Origin of the sequence: Paenibacillus sp. FSL H8-0079 (assembly GCF_037991315.1) — a bacterium.
In the GTDB taxonomy this organism is placed as follows: domain Bacteria; phylum Bacillota; class Bacilli; order Paenibacillales; family Paenibacillaceae; genus Paenibacillus.
Genome location: NZ_CP150300.1, coordinates 87,165 through 106,293, shown reverse-complemented (window position 1 = coordinate 106,293; position 19,129 = coordinate 87,165). Strand labels below are relative to the sequence as shown.

Here is a 19,129-nt window from a genome sequence, read left to right as displayed (position 1 = left end):
AAGGAGTTATATAGTAATGACTGACCATTTTCTCCAGACCAATCTTGCGCATTTATCTGAGGAAGCTCAGCATGAGCACTGGATGCGGGAGGCCATTGCCGAGGCCTACAAAGCTGAGGCTCTTGGGGAAGTTCCGATTGGAGCTGTAATCGTACAAAACAACCAAATCATTGGTCGAGGATACAATCTGCGTGAAACTACGCTGGATTCCACCGCCCATGCAGAAATGGTGGCTATCCGTCAGGCCAGCGAGACCATTGGAGCTTGGCGTTTATTGGATTGTTCTCTGTACGTCACACTGGAACCTTGTCCGATGTGTGCAGGTGCAATTGTACAATCCAGAGTTCCCCGCGTCATCTATGGTACGGCTGATCCCAAGGCAGGCTGTGCAGGTACACTGATGAATCTGCTGCAAGAGCCTCGTTTTAACCATCGTACCGAGGTTATTGCAGATATTCTTCAGCCTGAATGCTCCACGATGCTAACTCAATTTTTCAGACGGTTGCGCAAAAAATAACCATAATCATCTAATATCAACATTTCAAATGGAAAGGAAGTCTGCTGCAATGGCACTAACACTCTATGATACAGCCAATGGCATAAGCCTTCGGTTGCTCACATCTCAGGATATACAATCCTATCTGGACCTGATTCAGGTTACACGTGTCCCCTATCAAGCTGTAGAACCCGTGCGAGAGAATGATTTTTATACACTGGATGCTCAGACTCGGCGGATTGAGGATCGGGTCAAGGCTGCAGAAGATGGTACAGGATATCAATTTGGAATCTATACTATTAAAGACAGCCTGCTGATTGGACAAGTAAGTATCAACAATGTCGTATTGGGCGTTGCCAATTATGCGGATATGGGTTACTTTATCCATCCGGATTATAAGGGCGGTGGACGAATGACAGCAGCGGTTAAACTAGCTGTAGCTTATGGCTTCCGTGCACTGAAGTTAAATCGGATTCAGGCTGCAGTATTGCCCTCCAACAAGGGTTCGCAGAGAGTACTCGAAAAGAACGGATTCCAGGTTGAAGGTACTGCTCGCAAATATCTCAAGATTAACGGTAAATATCAGGATCATCAGATCTATGCTGTACTTGCTGAAGACTTGGACGAACTTGCAAACTAATTAAGAAAAAACTCACCCTCACAACCGTCTGTATTTCCAATTCAGCAATATACAAAATCAATATACAAAACCGCACTACCCTAGTTATGTAGGAAGAGTGCGGTTTTATTTGTATAGCACTTTTTTATTGGGCTTTCAAACTATTCGTTATTTGCTCTACACCGTAAGACTTACTAACCGGCCCAAAACCAAAGGCGACCTGTCCATTTATCTTATAAACATGCCCATTTTTCACTGCCTTGAGTCCTTTCCAGACAGCGCTTTTCTCCCATTCATCCGTTACAGCAGACAGAGATGGATCTTCCATATTGAAGTACCCCAAAAATAGATAATCCGGGTCAAGCTTCGCAATCCCTTCCAATGTAAGCTCTCCAGCCTCTGTGGACGGAGGCGTTAGTCCTAGACCTTCATAATATTCCGAGATATAGTCGGCACCCTGAAGATAGGCCTGTTTCTCACGAACCTGCATGAATGCAACCGTTCCTTCGATGGATTGAAGCCCGCTTTTACCATCTGCAAGTTTTTGATCAAAATCATTAATATACTGTACAGCCGTTTCTTCCTGTCCCAAAATCTGCCCCAGATCTGTAATGACTTTACGCCATTCTTTGAATACATCCTGCTTGGTCTCATCTAGTACAACAGTTGGTGCGATCTGATCGAGTTGCTCCAAAATGTCCTTGTTCGTCTCATTGCCGGCAATAATCAAATCCGGTTCATAAGCGAGTAATGCTTCCAGATTCACTTGTGTATTCTCACCCACGATATCAATCGTGTTTTTGTTTTCAACATAAGGTTTGTAAAAGTCACTTTTCAATAACGATTGATCTTCTGTAAAAGGAAGCGTGATGGCCACGGAATCCAGATCAAATACGAGTAGATCATCACTCAATCCCCAATGAGCCAAAGCTATCTTTTGGGGTTGTTGTTTGATTTCCATGTCTCCCCGAGCAGTCTGTACCGTACGTGGGTAGTTGTCAGATGATCCATCTGCGGATTCAGATGATGAGCCGGAACTCTCCCCTGTACTGGTAGCACTTTGCTCCGTCTGACTTGTCGTTTGCTCCGATTTTTTTTCACCCGACGCGCAGGCAGCCAATAGTAAAACCAAACTCAATACTGCAATAAGCATGACCCAACCCTTATATCTTGTTCTATGCATCTCTAGTGCTCCTCCAATTACTTCAGCGAATTTATGATAACAATTATCATTATCAATTATATCAGTGATATCCGCCTGTACAATGGACACTGTCCGATTCAGGATGGATTCTTTCCATGTCCCATAATCTTTCTTACTTCAGACGGGGCGCAGCCCTTATGCAATTTATACACCCGACTGAAGTAGTAGGGGTCCGCATAACCTACCTTTGCAGATACCTCTTTCACGGTGTAACTTCCGATCTCCAGCAGCTCCTGTGCACGATTCAGACGATACTGCATCAGATAACGCATCGGACCCATCCCCGTGTATTTTTGAAACATATGTGAAAAGTATTTCGGTTTCATATCAAATTGAGCAGCAACACCTTCAAGCGTCAGTGGTTCGGCATACTGACGTTGAATGAATTCCTGAGCTGAATCTACCCATGTACCACTTGATGTATTCCTCGAGCTTCTCGCTCCACGTAACACAGAGATGAGCAGTTGATAAAATAGGGTCTGTTTCTCCAGTTGGTTCATATACCCCGGATTAAGAGCAACGTTAAGGAGAGCCAGCATCAATTCCCCTTGAAATCCAGACTCTGAATCATTCAAGCTCATCTGCAGCTCATAGACTTGATCCGTATGAGACGAGTGAAGCCCCTTCTCCTTTTGTATTGCTGGCAAGTAATGAACTAATACATACTCAAAGTCCCTGTCTCCGACATGGATCTCCAGGTGCATATTTTTACCCCCGATAAAGGCCTTGCCTGGTTGCATATGATAAAGATATTTCGTACCATCCGTATTCGTAAAATGAAACGCTGCTTGTCCTTGTAACACCAGCAGCAAAGCACTTTTTTCTGTTCGTTTCTCCCGGTGCCCATCGTAAATCATGTTTGCACGCAATACAGTGCGATAAATACCACATACATGAACAGGATGCTCAATGAATTCATAAGCAAGCTGTTCTTCATCCGGTGTTATCATTGAGCACTCCCCCTGATCCCCTGTCATTTATAAATAGTTTATCCTCCGTCCGATTCATTGTATAGACTCTATTTTCATACAAAAAAAACCGCCTGTATCCAAGCGGAAGGAGATCATCCTTCACTTGAATAACAAACGGTTTATCTTTGGACTAACTCGACGAGATTAGTATCCGTACGAAGCGTTCATCAATTCTTCGAACTCTTGCATGGTAATTACGTCATCGCCCGTAGGGATGTTGATTTTGAATGCTGCTTTTTCATTAATCTTGGTATACGTATTAGAACCGGTAAATGCCAGTTTCACTTCGTCTTTCGTATCTTCTGGCTTGATCAGCACATCAGCGACCATTTTTTGATATACCGGGAAGTCGTTTTTATCCAATGCGAAATCGATGTTGAATTGGTTAATTGTCAGAACATCTTTCAATTTGTCCAAGTCTTTAGCCATTTCAGCCTGATCTGCCTCAGTGATTTTCAAATCTTCTTTAGCTTTATCGATATCAGCCTGATCCATTTGCAGCAATTCACGATATTCCTCTTTGGACAGAATATCCAATACTTTAGGCATAGCTTTTGTTACCAGTACAGTAACTGCTTCTTTAACATTGTCATTATTCACCGAGAATTGTACAACCTGCTTCGCATCTACACCTTCAGGAAGTTGTGCATCTTTGGTGTCTAGGTTTTTGAAGAATTTAGCTTGATCGTATTCGCTCAGCACTGCGTCCATTACTTCGTTGCTCAGCTTTTGCGTTTTGGCTGCGTCCATAGCATCAGGGTTCCATTCAGTACCTTCTTGCTCAGCCAGTTCTTTCAGGTCAAGTTCCAAGAACTTGCCAACAATGTTCTCCGGAATCGGGAAGAACGGAATATTCGGCACTTTCACATAGAGTTTCTCAGCCGTCATCACCATTGGAATGTTAAAGGTCATACCCATGTCGCCTTTAAGTTCAATACCAAGAGTCATCTCTGTCTGCATTGGCTCACTTTGGTATACACCTGTTACATTCAACTGAGCGTCCTTCAACATGCTCATAAATTGAGCCATGGTCGGATCAGTTTGCGAAGCATCTCCAGGTTTATAGCTCAATTCATTAATAGTGAAGTTGGAACTCATTTCATACGAAGTCAGTTTGGAAGCATTTGCCGCAGCCGTCTTCAATGCCTCTTTTGGTTCCTGCTTGCTGCTACATGCTGTCAAGGCCATAGATACGGTCAACAGCAACGTAAGAAGAAGCGCCCCCATACGTTTAGTCATTTGTTTCTCTCCTCTCGTGATAACCCCAAAAAAATAATTCAATCTTAATGATATACCATATCACCAGATACCGAAACCTAATTTGGGAAAAATGTGATCTTTCCTCTTTAAAATGGCTACAAAGACCTATGTGAGGTTTGGGAATAAGCATGTGCCTGTCTTTATATATGTATGAATACGCAAAAGCCCCCTGTTAGGTAACAAGGGACTTTTGCGTGAATCTGCTTCTTCTATTAACCTTGGGGATTCAGATGATCCACATGATTTTGATTTTTCACTTTTTTTGAACCTGATAATGGTTCCTGCATGGAGGAGCGTTTGGATGAATGACGATGCTGTTCGGATGCTTGCGCTTCCGGTACGGGAATTGTTTTTGGTTTGCTCATAGTGTTGCCCCCTCATCATTGTTAGGAATGGGATGGATCCCTATCTTCCGTTTTGTCATGATTCAGTGCATCCTGATGACGGCGATCATTAATATCTTGCTGAGTTTGCTGGGCATGATGACTGTTTACGGCTGGGTGCTCCAGATCATCAACTACATTTTGCAGGTTTTTGTCTACTCCCGCTTTGGCCTTCGTCAATTGAAGTTCACTCCTTCAGAATTCAAGCTAATGTCTCGTCTGGGACTGTAACGACTGGGCGCATTCGTGAATGTGCCTTGTATAATCGTGAGCCAGTTCCTGAATCGGTTCTGTACGCTCATCCGTCGTTCGCCCATCCCGTTCCACATCAATCAGCTGTACGCTAACTTCACGGGAATCGACATACGCACATTTGAAATCAAAAGAGTACATCTCGTGACCTGCTGTCGCAATGTGTATCCGAATAGCCTGCTGATCAGCTTCATCAGCCATCACTTGAGCCTGGTCGCCAACATTGAGGACTTCGGGCAAACGTTCTTGCCAGGCCCCTACAAGCTCTGTCTGATCGATGTTTAACTCGCGGTTCATCTTACCACCTCCACTCCTATAAAGTGCGGCGATGAAGATGTTTTTATTCATAACAGTCTTTGTTGAAATATAACATTGTACTGAGCAACGCATACACATCGGCCACTAACCTGTAAGTTCAGACTTGTCGCACGCATAAACGCAAAAAAGGACCCGAGCGAGAACGCTCGAATCCTTGTTATAAGTGTAGTATGGCGGAGAGGGTGGGATTCGAACCCACGTGGAGTTGCCCCCTAACGGTTTTCAAGACCGCCCCGTTATGACCGCTTCGGTACCTCTCCAGGGAAATCAACTTTTATAAACTTGCCACGAAAAGTATCATACCACATCTTAATATCATAATGCAACCTTTTTTATAAGTAATAAAATTCATGTTCAGAATCGGTTCAGAGTTGCCCTATATAATTGAAGTAGACTTTTTCATAATGAGGTGTTTGATTGTTTATAGGTGTTTATCGTAAAAATGATCCTTTGAACACGTTGCCTGAGGAGCGAATCAACCAGTTAATCTCGGAAGGAATGAAAAAGGGTGCAGAAGTTTTCTTCTTTGATGCAAGCAGTATTGATATGGAGCGGGAATTGATTAATGCTACTTTCCAGTTAGGAAACTCCTGGGTGCAAAAGAAAATGCCCCTACCAGACGTAGTGCTTAATGAAGCACCTGAACCTGTTAAAGTCAGACCAGAGTGCGAGAACTGGCTGCGCAGAAGAACTCCCTTTACAACATTTCTGATTCACGGAAAATACGTCATCCAGAAGAAACTGGTACCTCATTTCAATGATCACCTCATTCCAACGGAGTGGCTACAGGATTTGGATCAATTTCTCGCTTTTTTGAATGTGCACGGAGAAGTTTTGGTTAAGCCGGATCAAGGTCGTCGAGGCAATGCCATCTTTACAGTCAAAAGAGAAAATGAACACTATGTATGCCGCAAGCAAAACGAAGAGATCCGGCTTGATTGTTCTGATTTACAGGAATATTTACGTGACGCTCTGGCACAGGGCTCTTTTATTGTTCAGCCTTACCTTCCTTCCCTGACCGATCGGGGCGAAGTTGTTGATTTTCGAGTACATATTCAGCGCGATGGTACTGGGCGTTGGGTTCTAACCAAAATGTATTCACGTATTGGTATGACGGATTCCATCATCAGCAATATAAGTAAAGGCGGCCGTAATGAGGATGCCACTAATGTGCTCGATCGTTCTTTCCCAGTTGAAGGAAATCAGATTAAACATGAGATGGAACGACTCGCTATTTGTATGGCAGAGACAATTAATCGTTCTTACTCCTTTCTTATTGATGAGCTTGGTATGGATTTTATTGTGACACCCACAGGCCAGATCAAGTTTTTGGAAGCCAATATCAGCCCTCAAACACGTTTCCATGAACAGGCACGTGCATCACGTACTATCGAATATGCACAATATGTGGCGAAAGCTGGGCAAAAAGTGAACCATCCTGTGATTGCCATGCTCAGCAGTGACTCCAGTGATAAGCCGTTGGCAGCTGCCTGTGCGTATTCAGCCAAGTGGAGTAACGCAGCCTTTTATTATTTTAGTCACACCGATGTCCATAAGGAATTAGGCTATATCAAAGGATATGTTTTGGAAGATGGGGAGTGGCAAGCCCGCTACTGCCCCTTTCCCGATGTGATCTACGATCGATTAAAAGCGCGTGGGAATGCGCAATACAGTAGTGTATACACAGATTTAGGGCATGTACCTTTTACCGATGAACGAAATGGGGGTTCCTTTAGCAAGAAAAAAATATATGAAATCCTTCAAAAAAATGCTGAGCTTGCTGCACATTTGATCCCTTATACTGCCGTCGAAAATGTTCATGAGATTTTGGCTTTTATCGATAATCACGAGACTTCCATCATCAAACCATCTATAGGTTCGTTCGGTAACGGGATTATTGTTGTTCAACGTGAAGAGGAAGGTTTTGTCGTAAAGGATCATGAGAATATCCATAAAATGAACGCTGAGGATTTCGCACAACTCCTCTCCATGCTTGCGGCGAAAAAAGGATTTGTTATTCAAAAGTTCATTCGAAGCGAAACCCGTAACGGACTTCCTTACCATATCAGATTACATCTTGTCCGAAACGGACGCGGGGAGTGGTCTTTTATTTCAGCGTTTCCTTTTCTCTCTACCCAAAGCGAGCATAAAGTAGTTAACCACGCGGGTTCACTTCGTGCATTTACGACATGGGACTGGCTGTCTCGGCATGAGTTTCCTCAGAAGGAGGATATCATGTTAGCAAGGCTGGAGCGCTTGGCTATTACAACAGCTAATCATATTGCAGCACATGTGAAAGAACGAATATGCGAGTTAGGCATTGATGTGGGGATTAATTCGTTGGGTGAGATTTGGATTTTCGAAGCTAATATGAACAAAATCGGATCAACGCATAGAGAGTTTGAAGTGGCACAACATATCGTTCCGTTTGCTCTTTCTTTGCGTTAATTCTACAAAATATAAGGAGTGAGATAGATGAAAAAGAAAAATAAGAATGTACACCAGCAAATGCTTAAAGCCGGAAATGCTAGGAAACGTGCTGTTAAGACGACCGTACTGGCAGCCGGGTTAATGACACAAGTCTTGGCAGGTAACGCCATTGATTATAAAGCTGATGATGTATATAAGGGTGATTCCATTAGCTATTTCCAGCATTTCTTCGGAGTAGAGAAAGCTTCAGCTACGCCTGAGGAAGAGAATGAAGGGAACAGTGCACCTGAGTCTGGCGGCGGTGAGCCCGAGTCTGGCGGCGGTGAGCCCGAGTCTGGCGGCGGTGAGCCTGGGTCTGGTGGCGGTGAGCCTGAGTCTGGTGGCGGTGAGCCTGGGTCCGGCGGCGGTGAGCCTGGGTCCGGCGGCGGTGAGCCTGGGTCTGGTGGCGGTGTGATACCACAGACTGGAGGAAGCAGTAGTTTCTCCACATCCGGCTCTACCACTAACATCTCGATTATTGATGCCTCCGCATCCATCGGTTCTGCGGCCAACAGCCTAAACCAATGGGTACACGGGAAAATGGAGAATGGTACTGTTTCCGTATCCGTGGATACCAGCGTCGTAAGTAAGTTATCTGTCCTCGATCGTCTGGATAATTTGTCTGTAACCGTATTGCCACGTGCTTCGCATGTTCAAATGACTCTGCCTAAGGAAGTTCTTTCCTTCCTACACTCGCTGGATAAAGCATCTTCGTTTACTCTGTATAGCCAACAGTCTAACATTGCATTAGCCTTGGATAAATTAAATATTGAACGTGCAGCATCTCTACTAAATGTTCCCAAGGAACAACTCGATCTCCAGATAAACATTGATGCCCTATCTGATGATGAGTTGTCCAATCTGAAGCAATCTTTACCGACAGGTCTAACATTGTTGGTACAGCCTTTACGTTTCAATGTACAGTGGGCAGCTGGTGACCAAACAATCAAGTTGGATCAAGAAGAATTAAAAAATGTAACTCGGATAATCCACCTTGGTTCTACAGATATTAACCCACAAACAGCAAGTGTTCTCGGCTTCAATGAAAAGACGCGGACCTATACTTACGTGCCAGCCTATTTTGTCCAAGAAAATGGAGAGTGGAGTGTAAGTCTGAAAGACATGTATTACAGTACTTATGTTATCGCTTCAAACGAACAAATGAATACTACAGACATTAATTCGGCCGTAGGCGATATCCAATACCTGCAGGCTAAAAATTTACTTGCTCTACAGCAATTCAAAGCTGGTGAAGTCATCACCCGCGGAGAAATTGCTGAGCTGTTAGTTTCTGCTCTGGGGGCCACAGGCATCTCAGCTACAGACACATCATTCAAAGATGTGACTGAGAAACAATCGTATGCGGCTACCGCTGCACATCTTGGGCTTGTTAACGGCTATGCTGATGGAACATTCCGTGCCGAACGTGAAGTCACCCGACAAGAACTGGCTAGCATCATCTATCGGGCAATTCAATTTGCAGGCGGAGATTCGGCCGCTGTCGCTGATACGATGTTCTATCAGGACCAAGACGCTATCTCTCCATGGGCAACAACCCAAGTTCAGGCTCTGACATCACTCGGTTTGCTTCAAGTTCCATCCGGTACTTCCTTCGAACCGAAAAAAGCAGTAACTACTGACGAAGCACTTACGCTCTTAACCCGTGCGTTGCGTTCCGTTAAATACATGAATTAAAGCAGTATAATAAGGACTAAAGTACACTCATAACATCAGACAATAAAAAACCGTCTCCATGTTAAATGGCAAGTTCTAAACTTCCATTTGTCAGGAGACGGTTTTTTATTCATTTATATAAGCCCAATAACTAACTCTATGAGCGACGTGCAATCACACTGGCGCCACCCATATAAGGACGCAATGCTTCAGGAATGACAACCGTACCATCTTCCTGTTGATAGTTCTCCAGGATAGCAGCTACCGTCCGTCCAACAGCCAATCCTGACCCGTTCAATGTATGAACAAATTCGGGTTTGGCTTTTGGCTCTCTACGGAAACGAATATTGGCACGACGTGCCTGAAAGTCCTCACAGTTGGAGCACGAAGAAATCTCACGATACGTATTGCTCTCAGGCAACCATACTTCAATATCATACGTTTTAGCTGAAGTGAAGCCCATATCTGCCGTACACAATGTCAGTACGCGATACGGCAAGCCCAACAATTGAAGTACACGCTCCGCATTTTGAGTCATTTGCTCCAACTCTTCATAGGAAGTTTCCGGAGTAGAGAGCTTGAGCAGCTCTACTTTGTTAAACTGGTGCTGACGAATCAATCCGCGTGTATCCCGTCCAGCCGAACCGGCTTCAGAACGGAAACAAGAGCTGTATGCCACAAAATGCTTAGGCAATTGATCTACATTCAGAATCTCTTCGCGATGGTAGTTCGTTACCGGAACTTCAGCAGTAGGAATCAGATAATATTCAGTATCTTTCAACTTGAACAGATCTTCTTCGAATTTAGGCAGTTGACCTGTTCCAAACAAGCTATCCCGATTAACGATGTATGGAGGCAAAATCTCTTCATATCCATGTTGATCGCTGTGCAGATCCATCATGAAGTTAATCAATGCACGTTCCAAACGTGCACCTAATCCTTTATAAAAGGTAAAACGGGAACCTGTTACTTTGGCAGCAGCTTCAAAATCAAGGATATCGAGATCCTGTGCAATTTCCCAGTGTGCTTTTGGTGCAAAAGTAAATGACTTAGGCTCTTCCCAACGACGAATCTCAACATTGTCCTCTTCGGAAGCTCCAATAGGTACGCTCTCGTTAGGAATGTTCGGAATCGCCATTGTGAGATCATTGATCTTCACTTCCAATTCACGAACTTCTTCATCCATGGCTTTGATTCGATCAGAGACTTCACGCATCTCCACAATCAGATCATCAGCATTCTCGCGATTCTTCTTCAGTCTAGCAACTTCTGCGGAGACCGTATTCCGACGGCTCTTCAGTGTTTCACTCTCTTGAAGCAATTCCCGACGCTTGGCATCCATCTCAGTAAATCCAGCGATAAGATCCAGCGATTTTCCACGTTTAGTCAATGCTTCTTCTACACGTGCATACTCATTCCGCAATATTTTCACATCAAGCACGATATAACCCTCCTAAATAACCTCACAAAGTGAAGCCTTATGTTTATGTTAAATCCATTCTCAAAACTCTAATGTATATACCTTACTATATACTTATCGGATCCTGTAACCTAAAAAACAACCTATGCCCCCGGTGTCATCCTCCGCTGCGATTCCCGCTCTGAAGCAGATACAGGCAACATCAGGCATCCGTTCAGATGCAACTGCCAACCTGCGGCCTTACAAGGCTTCTGGGGGAGTGATCCGATGACCGGGAGATCATAGGTTGTACATCATGCATTATTTAGAGTCTACCGTGTGTTTATAAGATCTGGCCATGTCTACAAAATAAGTATGTAGACGATAGTCATCCGTCAACTCCGGATGGTAGGAGCAAGCCAGCAAATGCCCCTGACGAGCAGTTACAATCTCATCCTTGTATGTGGAGAGAACCTCCACCTGTTCTCCGACGCTCTCGATCAAGGGCGCCCGGATAAACACAGCCCTTACCTTTTCCTCAATGCCTTTGACCGGCAAGTCTGTCTCAAAGCTTTCTCTCTGCCGTCCAAAAGCATTTCGGGATACCGTCATATCCATTAGCTCCAAATGAGCTTCTTCTTGCCCTGCAATGTGTTTGGCCATAACGATCAAACCCGCACAGGTACCAAATACTGGTTTGCCCTCATCAGCGAACGCTCGAATGGCATCCATAAACCCATACTTGCGCATCAGTTTACCGATCGTCGTGCTTTCGCCGCCAGGAAGGATAAGACCATCCAAGTCCTCCAATTGCTGAACCTGTTTGATAGCTACACCTTCTGCTCCAGCAAGTTCAATGCTCCGAATATGCTCTGTGACAGCTCCTTGAAGTGCTAAAACACCGATCTTCATATGTCCATTCCCCTTCTCCTGACCAGCCACGATCTTGCATATGGTTAACGAACATTGGGCTTTTTCGCTTCATCATACGTGAATTCTAACTTGATATTTTACCGGAAAAATTGTAAATATACAATCCATCCGGTCGGAATAACTTGGATTTTGTCATTGATTTGATCACATAAACATCAAAGTCATGATCATGCTCTTTTCATGAAGTATGCTAAGGGTTAGAACAGGTTTTTGATTCCGTCAAAGAGATCCACGAAGAAATCTTTTACAGCACGGAAGAACAGACGGAACCATCCGCCTTTATCGGCCTCTTCGGCAGTGATCAAGTTCACTGTTTTTTCCTGAGGCTCAATTCCCTCTGCTTTATACGTGTACGTTACCGTACCAACCTTTGTACCTGCCTTGATTGGTGCTACCAGCTGGTCAGCCTCAGTTACGTTGGCTTTGAACGTCACATCCAGGTTTTGAGTACCTTTGGGAACAACGAAACTTACCGCATTATCTGTTACGACAGGAACGGTCGTTTCTTTACCTTTTTTCAAAGGTACAGCTTCCCAGCCCGTTACTTTGGTCTTGCCTGCGACAGCCTGTTTTACTTCAAAGTTGTTAAATCCAAAGTCCAGTACTTTTTTCGTTTCTCTGAAACGTGCAGATTCTGAATCTGTGCCCATAACGACACTGATGAGACGCATACCGTTACGTTCCGCTGTACCTGTAAAGTTATTACCTGCGTTCGTTGTATGGCCTGTTTTCATTCCGTCCAGACCTTCATAGGCATAGCTTTTGAAGTTGGTTATATTTTTATTCGCTTCCAGCATCCAGTTGTAGTTGATAATTGGAGCTTTATCATTGGGACGGAACTTGTAGGATTGAATCGTTGTGAATTCTGTGTAGTCCGGGTGATCCATAATGATGTATCGGCACAGAATTGCAGCATCCAGAGCGGACATCACTGTTTCCTTGTCTTCAGCTGGGCGGAAGTCAGCAGGCATATCTGCTCGGTCCAGACCGGAAGAGTTGATGAAGAACGTATCCTTCATGCCCATACGCTTCGCTTCATCATTCATCATTTTCACAAAAGCTTCTTCCGAACCTGCAACATGTTCAGCCAAAGCAACCGTAGCATCATTGGCAGAGCCAACAGCCATAGCGATATAAAGATCCCTAACTGTGTGCTGGTCCCCTTCCGCCAGAAAGATACGTGATCCGACACTTTGTGCAGCATTCTTTTTGACAGTTACAACATCGTCCCAGCCAAATTTCCCTTGTTTGACTTGTTCAGCGACAATGTACTCTGTCATCATTTTGGTCATACTTGCAGGCGGCATAGCTTTATCCGCATCCACATTGAGCAGAACCTGTCCTGTTGAAGCCTCCATCAGCACTGCAGATCTAACCTCAAGCCCAAGTGAGTCCGCCCCAGGAACTTGCACGGCTTTCTCTGTCTTCGTTGTTGTTGCTGCAGCAGTCAGAACCTGACCGGAGTTATCCGCAGCAGCCATGACCGGCATGACTGCAGACATACAAAGCATGTTAATTAGCATTACCGAGGCTACGCTCTTTTTGAGCATTTGGCGTTTCTTTTTATTCATGTGTTTGGCTTTCAATGATGAATACTCCCTTCGATCCAAAGCATTGTTAATTGCTTCAGTGCAGCTTATGCTGCGATTTTCTTGTTCCCTAACCTGTGCAATGATGTATGAGATGTGTGGTATATGCGCTATATCGAACGAGCAATATTATTGCTCCTAAAGTTCGTTATCGATTGTCACTTAGTCCGCATTTTGCGAATGCTTATGTAGAAGGACGTCCGCGCTTCTGTTTAGCTGGCAACCATTTCTGGCACTGCATTTGCTTTTCAAAACAATATTCATAGATTCACGTCAAATAACCGCCGCAACGCCTTAATCCAACCTTGGATCGTCACCGCTTGTTCTATTCTATCACAGGGGTATCTGCAAAAAAAGACAGACCCGGTGAAAATCACCGAGCCTGTCCTGGAAATGATTAACTCTCTTCAGATTACAACGAGTAGTTAGGTGCTTCTTTCGTAATCTGTACATCATGCGGATGACTTTCACGCAGACCCGCACCTGTAATGCGAATAAAGCCAGTGTCGTTCCGAAGCTGCTCCAGGTTGCTCGTACCACAGTATCCCATACCTGAACGCAGACCACCAATCAATTGGTGGATCGTATCAGACAATGGACCTTTATAAGCGACACGACCCTCGATTCCTTCCGGAACCAGTTTCTTGTCATCATCCTGGAAATAGCGGTCTTTACTACCTTGTTTCATCGCACTAAGGGAACCCATACCACGGTATACTTTAAAACGACGACCTTGATAAATCTCGGATTCACCTGGGCTCTCTTCTGTACCTGCAAACAAGCTTCCCAACATGACCGCATGAGCGCCTGCTGCAATTGCCTTCGTGATCTCACCAGAGTATTTAATACCGCCGTCAGCAATGATTGGCACACCATACTCACGAGCTACAGTAGCACAATCGTATACAGCTGTAACTTGAGGAACACCAATACCTGCAATGACACGAGTTGTACAGATTGAACCTGGACCAATACCCACTTTGACTACAGAAGCTCCTGCTTCGATCAGGTCACGAGTTGCTTCACCTGTAGCCACGTTACCTGCAACGATCGTCAAGCTAGGGAAACGTTCACGAAGCTGACGAACCGCCTCGATAATGTTAATGTGGTGTCCATGAGCCGAGTCTACAGTAATAAGGTCTACACCGGCTTGAACTAAAGCATCTGCACGTTCGAATGTATCTTTGGAGATACCAATTGCCGCACCAACCAACAGACGACCTTGTGCATCTTTGGCTGCTTTCGGGAATTGAATCGCTTTTTCAATATCTTTAATGGTAATAAGACCTTTCAGTGTGTTCGTCTCATCAACCAATGGAAGTTTTTCAATCTTGTGTTTCTGAAGGATACCCTCAGCTTCTTGCAGTGTAGTGCCTACAGGAGCTGTAACCAGATTCTCACGAGTCATAACTTCGCTAATTTTGATGCCGTAATCGTGGATAAAACGCAAATCACGGTTCGTCAAAATACCAACCAGCTTCTGATCTCCTTCAATAATTGGTACACCAGAGATCCGATATTTCGCCATAACCTCTTCTGCATCAGACACCAAATGATCTGCTGTCAGTGAAAATGGATTAGTGATTACGCCGCTCTCCGAACGCTTAACACGGTCCACTTCTTCCGCTTGCTGCTCAACAGACATGTTTTTATGGATAACTCCAATACCACCTTCACGGGCAATGGCAATGGCAAGTGTTGCTTCAGTGACAGTATCCATACCTGCACTAATCAAAGGAATATTCAATTTTACGCTATCGCTCAGGCGAACGGAAACGTCTACTTCTTTAGGCAGTGTCTCGGATTTCCGTGGCACTAGCAATACATCATCAAAGGTGAAGCCTTCTTTACCAAATTTATCTTCCCACACGCAGGTGTTCCTCCTTATGTTTGCTCAGCTTTACGGTCCAAAACCCGAAGATTCCAGGCTGTATTTTACGCCGAAAATACGTTTTCTGAAAAATTTATTATTGCCATCTTAGCAAAGCGATATTTAGACTGTCAAGGAAAAGTACTTGGTTATATCAGGTGTGTTGTCTCATGAATACAACTGTTTATCACGTGCGGACAAGTCTGATTAATATAACAAAAAAGCGCCTACTCATATCGAGTGACGTTTATCTTCTATATACATAGAAACCAGGTTATTCACGTGGACGTTTGATGCAAATAGGCTATAAAACCTCCTGTTTCCTAACTATTCATTGAACTCTATCTATCCATTTATAAACAAATAAAAACCACCACCGAATTACATCGGCAGTGGTTAATTGCTTGGCGGCGTCCTACTCTCCCAGGACCCTGCGGTCCAAGTACCATCGGCGCTAGAGGGCTTAACGGTCGTGTTCGGGATGGGTACGTGTGGAACCCCTCCGCCATCGCCACCAAACGCGGTGCTTACATTTCAGAGTGTTGTTCTCTGAAAACTAGATTCGAAACGAAACATGCGATTTAGAACTTGCTATTGGATAAGCCCTCGACCGATTAGTACTGGTCAGCTCCATGCATTGCTGCACTTCCACCCCCAGCCTATCTACCTCGTCGTCTTCAAGGGGTCTTACATACTGGGAAATCTCATCTTGAGGGGGGCTTCACGCTTAGATGCTTTCAGCGTTTATCCCGTCCGTACATAGCTACCCAGCGGTGCTCCTGGCGGAACAACTGGTACACCAGCGGTACGTCCATCCCGGTCCTCTCGTACTAAGGACAGCTCCTCTCAAATTTCCTACGCCCACGACAGATAGGGACCGAACTGTCTCACGACGTTCTGAACCCAGCTCGCGTACCGCTTTAATGGGCGAACAGCCCAACCCTTGGGACCTACTTCAGCCCCAGGATGCGATGAGCCGACATCGAGGTGCCAAACCTCCCCGTCGATGTGGACTCTTGGGGGAGATAAGCCTGTTATCCCCAGGGTAGCTTTTATCCGTTGAGCGATGGCCCTTCCATGCGGTACCACCGGATCACTAAGCCCGACTTTCGTCCCTGCTCGACTTGTAGGTCTCGCAGTCAAGCTCCCTTATGCCTTTGCACTCTTCGAATGATTTCCAACCATTCTGAGGGAACCTTTGGGCGCCTCCGTTACTCTTTAGGAGGCGACCGCCCCAGTCAAACTGCCCACCTGACACTGTCCCCGTACCGGATTACGGTACCAGGTTAGAACCTAGATACGATCAGGGTGGTATCCCAACGTTGCCTCCACACAAGCTGGCGCTCATGCTTCAAAGGCTCCCACCTATCCTGTACAGATCGTACCCAAATTCAATATCAAGCTGCAGTAAAGCTCCATGGGGTCTTTCCGTCTTGTCGCGGGTAACCTGCATCTTCACAGGTATTAAAATTTCACCGGATCTCTCGTTGAGACAGCGCCCAAGTCGTTACGCCATTCGTGCGGGTCAGAATTTACCTGACAAGGAATTTCGCTACCTTAGGACCGTTATAGTTACGGCCGCCGTTTACTGGGGCTTCGGTTCACAGCTTCGGATTGCTCCTAACCACTCCCCTTAACCTTCCAGCACCGGGCAGGCGTCAGCCCGTATACTTCGCCTTACGGCTTCGCACAGACCTGTGTTTTTGCTAAACAGTCGCTTGGGCCTTTTCACTGCGGCCCCCTCGTGCTATTCACACTACCGGGGCACCCCTTCTCCCGAAGTTACGGGGTCATTTTGCCGAGTTCCTTAACGAGAGTTCTTCCGCGCGCCTTAGAATACTCTTCTCGCCTACCTGTGTCGGTTTGCGGTACGGGCACCATCACCTGGCTAGAGGCTTTTCTTGGCAGTGTGAGATCATGACCTTCGCTACTACAATTTTCGCTCCCCATCACAGCTCAGCCTTACAATGTGCGGATTTGCCTACACATCAGCCTTACTGCTTAGACGGACATCCATCAGTCCGCGTCACTACCCTACTGCGTCCCCCCATTGCTCATAACGGCTTACGGTGGTACAGGAATTTCGACCTGTTGTCCTTCGACTACGCCTTTCGGCCTCGCCTTAGGTCCCGACTTACCCTGAGCGGACGAGCCTTCCTCAGGAACCCTTAGGCTTTCGGCGGATCAGATTCTCACTGATCTTTTCGTTACTCATACCGGCATTCTCACTTGTATAATGTCCAGCGCTCCTTACGGTACACCTTCAACCCTTATACAACGCTCCCCTACCCCTGATGCAAAGCATCAAGCCATAGCTTCGGTGGTGTGTTTAGCCCCGTTACATTTTCGGCGCAGAGTCACTCGACCAGTGAGCTATTACGCACTCTTTCAATGGTGGCTGCTTCTAAGCCAACATCCTGGTTGTCTGTGCAACTCCACATCCTTTTCCACTTAACACACACTTGGGGACCTTAGCTGATGGTCTGGGCTGTTTCCCTTTTGACAATGGATCTTAGCACTCACTGTCTGACTCCCGGAAGTAAGTCTATGGCATTCGGAGTTTGACTGAGCTTGGTAACCCTTGCGGGCCCCGCACCCAATCAGTGCTCTACCTCCACGACTCTGTTTTCCGAGGCTAGCCCTAAAGCTATTTCGGGGAGAACCAGCTATCTCCGAGTTCGATTGGAATTTCTCCGCTACCCCCACCTCATCCCCGCATTTTTCAACATGCGTGGGTTCGGGCCTCCAGTGCGTGTTACCGCACCTTCACCCTGGACAGGGGTAGATCACCCGGTTTCGGGTCTACGTCCACGTACTAAGTCGCCCTATTCAGACTCGCTTTCGCTGCGGCTCCGGCTCTTCACCTTAACCTTGCACGGGAACGTAACTCGCCGGTTCATTCTACAAAAGGCACGCCATCACCCCTAAAACGGGCTCTGACTTTTTGTAAGCACACGGTTTCAGGTTCTATTTCACTCCCCTTCCGGGGTGCTTTTCACCTTTCCCTCACGGTACTGCTTCACTATCGGTCGCTAGGAAGTATTTAGCCTTGGCAGATGGTCCTGCCGGATTCATACGGGGTTTCACGTGCCCCGCACTACTCGGGATCCGTCTCGGAGGGAACAGACTTTCAACTACAGGGCTTTTACCTTCTTTGGCGGGCCTTTCCAGACCTCTTCGCTTAACCGGTTCCTTTGTAACTCCATGTGAGACGTCCCACAACCCCAAAGAGCAAGCTCTCTGGTTTGGGCTTCTCCGCGTTCGCTCGCCGCTACTGACGGAATCACTATTGTTTTCTCTTCCTCAGGGTACTTAGATGTTTCAGTTCCCCTGGTATGCCTCTGCATAACCTATGTATTCAGTTATGAGTAACTGGAAATTACCCCAGCTGGGTTTCCCCATTCGGACACCCCCGGATCAAAGCTTGCTTACAGCTCCCCGAGGCAGTTTCGTTGTTCGCCACGTCCTTCATCGGCTCCTAGCGCCTAGGCATCCTCCGTGTGCTCTTAGTAGCTTAACCATATTGCTCCGGTTTTGACTGCTCGCTTCCCTTGGTTTGCTTGCGCAAAGCCAAAAGTCACTCCCATTCAATACCATCGCAAAAGCAATTTAACTACCGTTTTTATTGAAACTTGTTTGCACAAGTTCAGCTAAAAAGGAATGTTCTAATTCGCGTTTGTTTCGTTTCGATA

14 protein-coding genes, 1 tRNA gene and 2 rRNA genes are annotated in these 19,129 nt (G+C 45.7%); 4 read left to right on the top strand and 13 right to left on the bottom strand.

Annotated elements, in window-relative coordinates; translation table 11 throughout:
* Positions 1–16 precede the first annotated feature (16 nt).
* Complete coding sequence (gene tadA / locus MHI06_RS00495; protein ID WP_340400078.1) at positions 17–517, top strand: tRNA adenosine(34) deaminase TadA; 501 nt, start codon at positions 17–19, stop codon at positions 515–517.
* A gap of 49 nt (positions 518–566) precedes the next feature.
* Positions 567–1,136 (top strand): GNAT family protein, encoded by a 570-nt coding sequence (locus tag MHI06_RS00490; RefSeq protein WP_340400077.1) that lies wholly within the window; start codon positions 567–569, stop codon positions 1,134–1,136.
* Between the two features lie 124 nt (positions 1,137–1,260).
* Here MHI06_RS00490 and MHI06_RS00485 read toward each other — a convergent pair whose 3' ends face one another.
* The 7 genes from MHI06_RS00485 to MHI06_RS00455 form a co-directional block, all read right to left on the bottom strand.
* The gene (locus MHI06_RS00485) at positions 1,261–2,298 is read right to left on the bottom strand and encodes an ABC transporter substrate-binding protein (RefSeq protein ID WP_340400076.1); all 1,038 of its coding nucleotides are present in this window, start codon (positions 2,296–2,298) and stop codon (positions 1,261–1,263) included.
* A gap of 98 nt (positions 2,299–2,396) precedes the next feature.
* Positions 2,397–3,269, bottom strand: a complete 873-nt coding sequence (locus MHI06_RS00480) for an AraC family transcriptional regulator (RefSeq protein ID WP_340400075.1) — start codon at positions 3,267–3,269, stop codon at positions 2,397–2,399.
* Positions 3,270–3,434: 165 nt separating this feature from the next.
* Positions 3,435–4,529, bottom strand: coding sequence for a hypothetical protein (locus MHI06_RS00475; RefSeq protein ID WP_340400074.1), 1,095 nt, complete (start codon positions 4,527–4,529; stop codon positions 3,435–3,437).
* A gap of 233 nt (positions 4,530–4,762) precedes the next feature.
* Positions 4,763–4,915: a small acid-soluble spore protein P gene (locus MHI06_RS00470; protein ID WP_036607296.1), complete on the bottom strand. Its 153-nt coding sequence runs from the start codon at positions 4,913–4,915 to the stop codon at positions 4,763–4,765.
* A gap of 21 nt (positions 4,916–4,936) precedes the next feature.
* Entirely contained in the window at positions 4,937–5,113 is a 177-nt protein-coding gene (locus tag MHI06_RS00465; RefSeq protein ID WP_169483089.1) for a hypothetical protein, read from the bottom strand.
* A 27-nt stretch (positions 5,114–5,140) separates the two neighbouring features.
* Positions 5,141–5,482, bottom strand: a complete 342-nt coding sequence (locus MHI06_RS00460) for a hypothetical protein (protein ID WP_169483090.1) — start codon at positions 5,480–5,482, stop codon at positions 5,141–5,143.
* A 192-nt stretch (positions 5,483–5,674) separates the two neighbouring features.
* Positions 5,675–5,763: transfer RNA gene (locus MHI06_RS00455), tRNA-Ser, on the bottom strand.
* Between the two features lie 157 nt (positions 5,764–5,920).
* Between MHI06_RS00455 and MHI06_RS00450 the strand changes: the two genes are divergently transcribed.
* Positions 5,921–7,951, top strand: a complete 2,031-nt coding sequence (locus tag MHI06_RS00450; protein ID WP_340400073.1) for a YheC/YheD family protein — start codon at positions 5,921–5,923, stop codon at positions 7,949–7,951.
* A gap of 27 nt (positions 7,952–7,978) precedes the next feature.
* Positions 7,979–9,667 carry an S-layer homology domain-containing protein gene (locus MHI06_RS00445; protein ID WP_340400072.1) on the top strand — a complete coding sequence of 563 codons (1,689 nt, stop codon included), beginning with the start codon at positions 7,979–7,981 and terminating at the stop codon, positions 9,665–9,667.
* Positions 9,668–9,803: 136 nt separating this feature from the next.
* Here the strand turns inward: MHI06_RS00445 and serS are convergent, their stop codons facing one another.
* The 6 genes from serS to MHI06_RS00415 all read right to left on the bottom strand — a co-directional run bounded on the left by serS (position 9,804) and on the right by MHI06_RS00415 (position 18,957).
* A complete protein-coding gene (gene serS, locus MHI06_RS00440) occupies positions 9,804–11,087 on the bottom strand; it encodes a serine--tRNA ligase (protein WP_169483093.1) in 1,284 nt (427 codons plus the stop codon).
* A gap of 279 nt (positions 11,088–11,366) precedes the next feature.
* Positions 11,367–11,957 carry a pyridoxal 5'-phosphate synthase glutaminase subunit PdxT gene (gene pdxT / locus MHI06_RS00435; RefSeq protein ID WP_340400071.1) on the bottom strand — a complete coding sequence of 197 codons (591 nt, stop codon included), beginning with the start codon at positions 11,955–11,957 and terminating at the stop codon, positions 11,367–11,369.
* 218 nt (positions 11,958–12,175) lie between these two features.
* Complete coding sequence (locus MHI06_RS00430) at positions 12,176–13,564, bottom strand: D-alanyl-D-alanine carboxypeptidase family protein (protein WP_169483095.1); 1,389 nt, start codon at positions 13,562–13,564, stop codon at positions 12,176–12,178.
* Positions 13,565–13,979: 415 nt separating this feature from the next.
* The gene (gene guaB / locus MHI06_RS00425; RefSeq protein ID WP_340400070.1) at positions 13,980–15,437 is read right to left on the bottom strand and encodes an IMP dehydrogenase; all 1,458 of its coding nucleotides are present in this window, start codon (positions 15,435–15,437) and stop codon (positions 13,980–13,982) included.
* A 402-nt stretch (positions 15,438–15,839) separates the two neighbouring features.
* Positions 15,840–15,956 (bottom strand): 5S ribosomal RNA (gene rrf, locus MHI06_RS00420).
* A 75-nt stretch (positions 15,957–16,031) separates the two neighbouring features.
* Positions 16,032–18,957, bottom strand: a 23S ribosomal RNA gene (locus MHI06_RS00415).
* Positions 18,958–19,129 lie beyond the last annotated feature (172 nt).

Excerpts from the sequence above, each read along its gene's own strand:
- tadA (WP_340400078.1), top strand. The coding sequence starts at position 17 with ATGACTGACCATTTTCTCCAGACCAATCTTGCGCATTTATCTGAGGAA.
- MHI06_RS00490 (WP_340400077.1), top strand. The coding sequence starts at position 567 with ATGGCACTAACACTCTATGATACAGCCAATGGCATAAGCCTTCGGTTG.
- MHI06_RS00485 (WP_340400076.1), bottom strand. The coding sequence starts at position 2,298 with ATGCATAGAACAAGATATAAGGGTTGGGTCATGCTTATTGCAGTATTG.
- MHI06_RS00480 (WP_340400075.1), bottom strand. The coding sequence starts at position 3,269 with ATGATAACACCGGATGAAGAACAGCTTGCTTATGAATTCATTGAGCAT.
- MHI06_RS00475 (WP_340400074.1), bottom strand. The coding sequence starts at position 4,529 with ATGACTAAACGTATGGGGGCGCTTCTTCTTACGTTGCTGTTGACCGTA.
- MHI06_RS00470 (WP_036607296.1), bottom strand. The coding sequence starts at position 4,915 with ATGAGCAAACCAAAAACAATTCCCGTACCGGAAGCGCAAGCATCCGAA.
- MHI06_RS00460 (WP_169483090.1), bottom strand. The coding sequence starts at position 5,482 with ATGAACCGCGAGTTAAACATCGATCAGACAGAGCTTGTAGGGGCCTGG.
- MHI06_RS00445 (WP_340400072.1), top strand. The coding sequence starts at position 7,979 with ATGAAAAAGAAAAATAAGAATGTACACCAGCAAATGCTTAAAGCCGGA.
- pdxT (WP_340400071.1), bottom strand. The coding sequence starts at position 11,957 with ATGAAGATCGGTGTTTTAGCACTTCAAGGAGCTGTCACAGAGCATATT.